Here is a 4946-nt window from a genome sequence, read left to right as displayed (position 1 = left end):
GAAAATATAATTTCTTCTGGAGGTTGGAATTGAGACGCCATTTGCTTAATATTTAATATTACAAGTTTATTTTACAAAAGTTTCTACCGCTGCCACCATGTGTTGTTATTAATAATAAAGGTTATTAATTATATATATTTATATATGTTTAATCAATATTAAAGCAGTATTAAATAAAAAGAATAATACATAGAATTGGAATAGAACAAGTTGTTTTTTTTTTTTTTTTTTTTTTACCTATGGTAGTCGGCCATCTTTTATATGATGATCCCCTCCCACTGTGTCCCAATACCATAATAACACACCCTTTGTCCAGTATTTGGGGTATATTAAAATGTTGCTGTGTTCTTAATAGGAATATAAATTATTAAAGAAAGCTACAATTCGAATGAATTTATATAATAAGGTCAACTAATGTACTCTGCAGTAATAGTAAAAACCAAAGAGAAACGTTTTTTATTTGTCCGATTATTTGTCTAATTGTTATGGTCAGCAGCAATTACAGCTATAAAATAACAGGAACAGGTTATAAGATTGCAGAGGGCGTAAATAGTGGATCAATAACTGATGTAAAACATGCAAATTATTCTATTTCATCAATCGTAGGTTTAGCCGAGCAAGTATCAGAAGAAACTATAGACCAGATATATTGCCGGATGTGGCATCTCATCTTTTAATGTGTGTAATGAAATCATTGCAGCCAATCACGTGAGATTTCTGACCGGGATATAAAACGTGTAGTTTTTCAGACGTTTGAGAAATATATTGAAGAAAATGTTATCATTCACAATATACCACTAAGTATCACTTAGACGACATGAGTGATATAAAGGAGGTTAGTGGATTGTATGGAAAAAGACTATCTGTTGATGTTAATGTTGTTACTGCTTCGCGTCCAGCACTTATCAACATTGAAAATTGCATAACTAATAATGGCGGGATAAACATGGCTGGTTGTATTGCATCCTCATATTCTGCAGGTCTTTCCTGTTTAAGCGAAGATGAAAAAGAGCTGGGAACCGCTATTGTTGATATAGGTGGTGGGTGTACTGCAATTGGAATTTTTATGTAAGAGGAAAACTTATACACGCAAGCAGCATTCAAGTTGGCGGTATTCATATTACCCGAGATATCGCCTATGGGCTATTCACAAGTATAGAACATGCAGAATGTATAAAAAATACTGTATGGTAACACTATTGTGACCTCAATAGATGAAAACGAATATATTACAGTGCAAAACAGTGAGAGTGATGAACCGACTCAAGTGCTCAAGTCCGAACTTGTTGAAATCATTAGACCGAGGGTCGAGGAAATACTTGAACTGGTAAGAGAACAATTCCAATAGCAGAAGGACCCAATTAATAAAGTAGTTATCACAGGAAGTACTAGTCGGTTGGCAAGCATGAAGGAAATTGCTAGCTATATGTTCAACAAACAAGTCCGTATCGGAGGCCCTGAGTCGTGTAATGGTCTTGATGGCGAGTATGATAAGAACCCTGTGTTTTCTGCTGCCATAGGTTCTATAAAGCTCATAATTGACACTTTTTATAGAAATAATCCTGGAATGCTCGGTCATGACGGCAAAATAAGTAAATTATACCACTGGGTAAAGTCAAAAGTAACAGTTTAATTTTACTAAATGAAGTTCTTAGATGTACGGTCCCAGAGTGTGATGGTAACTTCTCATATATTATACCATCATACTTTGGAACTTAGGAACAGCTTCCCATAAGACAGTTCCATCTGTAGCTCATGCTTCCAATTTTTCAACGCTTTAGTAAAACTGAAGAATATTCTTCCACCAGATTCATCTGGTACTCTGACCTTACCGAGAAAAAGTAGAGAGAAAGTTAAGATGTTTTTGAAGTAAGATAAAACTTTTTTTCAAGGAGGTGTTTGATATGAGGAACAGAAGAGAATATACAACAGAGTTTAAATTGGAAGCTAAAACAGGTCAACCTTCTTCAAAAATAGCAAGAGATTTGGGTATAAGTGGCGATTTAAGAAAATATAATCAAAAAATGTCTGGAGCAGAAGCATTTTCAGGCAAAGGAAAGGTGCCTCTACATGACAATGAAAGGTTTGATTTAAACAAAGAACTAGCAAGAGTAACGAGATAAAGAGACATTTTAAAAAAGCCCTGGGCAGCCAAAAAGAGTAATATATTATTTTATATAGAAACTGCTATAAAATACAGGAGTTATGCAGGTGTATCTGCTTGTGGTTATTATAAATGGGTTTCTAAGCTCTGTGAACAAAATTTTAGAGAAGCCATATGAGAGAAACAACGAAGTTTAAAAACCCCATAAAAACCTCAGCAGTCTTGTCAAATCGAGAAAAAATACGTCTAAAGTTCTTGATTTTTCCAAAGAAGCACTCAATAAAATTTTATAAAGATGTTTGTCGTAGTTTCTCTGCACTTTTCGATTCCTCTTTGGCGGAATCACACTTTCTGCTCTCAAGGCTGGCTACAAAAGCATTGCTGTCATAGCCCTTATCAGCTACTAAAATCGTGTTAACGACACTTTCAGTCAGCTTTGTGTAATTACGTTCCTCTGACCTGGTGTGAGAACAAATTTCAGTGGATTACCAAAACAGTAGCATGAATTTTTGTTGTGAAGCCACCTTTTCTGAGTCCTAAAGCTTCCTGATTCGCATAGATTTTCATATATAAACCTCCACTGGCAGCCACTTTTGGCCATCTGCTTCCACAAATATTCTCAATTTCTCTTCGATATTGCTGTGTATTCCTTTTAGGCTTTTCAAAAAACTAAAAATTTTTTTCCAATTTCCTTCTTTTATATAATATGCCATTTGGTAGTTTCTCTATTTTTAGCTAAGTTAAACTACCTAGTTTTTGCTACATTTTTCCTTATTTTCTCTTTTTGTTCACAGAGCCTAGAAAGCCATGAATTTCTCGCCACATTCCGCTTTTTTTCAAGCACGAATTACAACTATACACAGTTTTCCATGGTGGAAAATATTTAGGCAGTTGTCTCCATTGACATCCTGTTCTCACCACATAGCGGATTGTGTTTATAACTGTTCCAATACAATGTTTTCTTGGTCTGCCGGTATTTTTAGGTTCAAAATATTGCTCTATTATCTTCTTCCATTCTTTATCACTTATATCGCTTGGGTACATTTTAAATTATATCTTATACCATACTTCTTAACTTCATTCTACATGGTGAAGAAATGCTCTAAGCGGACACATTCAGTTCAATTATTCTGCCACAATTTTGCTCTATCACACTTGCTACATTCTATATTCGAGCTTCATCATAGTAGTTTCCAATTACTTGTAGCAAGTGGTAAACCTTCATTAGAAAGACCAACAGGAACGGAGATAGCAGGTAGGCCAGCTAAACTTGCGGGTACGGTAAAAACATCATTGATAAACATGATTAGCGGATCTGGCTTTTCATTTGAGCCAAAGGCTTCTGTTGGAGCAGAAGGAACAAGTATTTAATCTATTTTTTCAAATGCTTTTATAAAATCATTTCTGATTAATGCTCTAATGCATTGTGCTTTTTCATAATATTCATTGTAGTGACCTGAAGAAAGTGCGTAAGCACCAATTAAGATTCTTCTTTTTTTACCTCTTTTCCAAACCTTTCTGCTCTTGTTAGTGAATACATTTCTTCGAGGGTGTTGGCATTAGCCCTGAATCCATAACGCACGCCATCATAACGAGCAAGGTTAGATGAAACTTCAGCAGAGCAAATTAGATAATACACTGGTATTGCATATTTAGTGTGCGGCAGAGTGATATCAACAACTTCAGCACCGTTTTCTTTTAAATCGGAAGAAACTTTTTCCCAATGATGAACGATTTCTTCTGAAATCCCATCCATTCTATATTCTTTTGGTATACCAATGCGCTTACCCTTGATATTAGCATTTATAAAATTAGAAAATTTGGGCAATGGTTTTTCGCCCGATGTTGAATCTTTGCTATCATAGCCACAGATTGTTTCCAGCATTAATGCTGAATCAGAAAGGGAACGAGTAATGATCCCTGCTTGGTCCAGAGAACTTGCAAATGCAATCATACCTAAACGTGAGCACCTCCCATATGTTGGTTTTGTTCCAACTACTCCACAATAAGCTGCCGGTTGGCGTACAGATCCATCGGTTTCACTTCCGAGCGCTCCAGCGCATAAAAACCCAGCAACCGATGCTGCATATCCACCGGATGATCCACCGGGTACAACTTTTTCACCATCATTTTTCTAGTCCATACATTTTCAACAGGACCGAAATAGTTAATTGTATTTGCGGAGCCCATGGCAAATTCATCCATATTAAGTTTACCGAGCATGGCTGCTCCACCTTTTAAAAGCAAGTCAGACAGCGTAGATTCGTAAGTCGGAACGAAATTTCCCAGCATTTTTGAGCATGCTGTTGTTTTTATTCCTTTCGTGCAGAATAAATCTTTCACACCAACTGGTATATCCATGAGCGGTGGGATTATACCATCTTTCTCTTTTGAAAAATATTCATCTGCTGCTTTAGCAGCTTTTATTGCTATTTCTGGGTTTTTCGTTACAAATGCATTTAGTTTCTCATTTTAAACTGCATTGATGCGCACCTCTACAAGTTCAACTACGGAAAAATCTTTCCGTTTGAGTCCATCATGCATTTCTGTAATGCTTAGCTTTCTTAATTCATTCATTCACTAATATTCAATTTTTAGTAAGAATAAGAAAAATAAGACAAAACATCTATACGTTTGTAGTTAACCATTATGACTTGCATAAAAAAGACTTGTTGTAGCACTCTTAAATTTCTTAATGTTAAGTGATACGAAATCTCAATGACCTGCAACTGAAGATTTTACGGTGTGTGCATTGATCAACAAGATATCCTGCTACGCCACCTACCTACAACTCCTGATAATATAGCAGACTCCAATAGCAGCAATTTCAGGTATAATGCTC

1 protein-coding gene and 4 pseudogenes are annotated in these 4946 nt (G+C 35.7%); 2 read left to right on the top strand and 3 right to left on the bottom strand.

Features of this window, described 5'->3' with window-relative positions:
• Positions 1-414: 414 nt before the first annotated feature.
• Both ftsA and HET73_RS10120 read left to right on the top strand, forming a co-directional pair.
• A pseudogene (ftsA, locus tag HET73_RS09520) lies at positions 415-1633 on the top strand (cell division protein FtsA).
• Between the two features lie 271 nt (positions 1634-1904).
• Positions 1905-2279: pseudogene (locus tag HET73_RS10120) on the top strand (transposase); the annotation flags it as partial.
• On the opposite strand, the pseudogene HET73_RS09960 reads toward HET73_RS10120, so the two are convergent.
• The 3 genes and pseudogenes from HET73_RS09960 to gatA form a co-directional block, all read right to left on the bottom strand.
• Positions 2266-2817, bottom strand: a pseudogene (locus HET73_RS09960) (transposase). The pseudogenes HET73_RS10120 and HET73_RS09960 overlap by 14 nt on opposite strands.
• Positions 2818-2875: 58 nt before the next feature.
• Positions 2876-3148 carry a transposase gene (locus HET73_RS05885; RefSeq protein WP_174134184.1) on the bottom strand — a complete coding sequence of 91 codons (273 nt, stop codon included), beginning with the start codon at positions 3146-3148 and terminating at the stop codon, positions 2876-2878.
• 121 nt (positions 3149-3269) lie between these two features.
• Positions 3270-4681, bottom strand: a pseudogene (gene gatA, locus HET73_RS05880) (Asp-tRNA(Asn)/Glu-tRNA(Gln) amidotransferase subunit GatA).
• Positions 4682-4946: the final 265 nt, after the last annotated feature.

Source organism: Wolbachia endosymbiont of Atemnus politus (assembly GCF_013309895.1).
The sequence above is the reverse complement of the archived record's forward strand: the minus strand, read 5'-3'. Positions and strand labels throughout refer to the sequence as shown.